Here is a 238-nt window from a genome sequence, read left to right as displayed (position 1 = left end):
CGTGGGCTGGTCGATGCAGGAGAGCATGACCTCGCAGCTCGTGGTGGACGCGCTGATGATGGCTGTGTGGCGCCGGGGCAGGCCAGTGGCACTGCTGCACCACTCGGACCAGGGTAGCCAATACACAAGCGAGCACTTCCAGAGGCTGCTGGACGAACAGGGCATCACTTGCAGCATGAGTCGGGCTGGCGAGGTCTGGGACAACTCGGCCATGGAGAGCTTCTTCAGTTCTCTGAAG

1 protein-coding gene is annotated in these 238 nt (G+C 62.2%); it reads left to right on the top strand.

The features are described from left to right. A partial coding sequence (locus SJH88_RS19675) for a DDE-type integrase/transposase/recombinase (protein WP_274755440.1) occupies window positions 1-238 on the top strand: 238 nt, incomplete at both ends.

The sequence above is a fragment of the Comamonas sp. GCA5 genome (assembly GCF_036541385.1).
Taxonomy (GTDB): Bacteria; Pseudomonadota; Gammaproteobacteria; order Burkholderiales; family Burkholderiaceae_C; genus Comamonas; species Comamonas aquatica.
The sequence above is the reverse complement of the archived record's forward strand: the minus strand, read 5'-3'. Positions and strand labels throughout refer to the sequence as shown.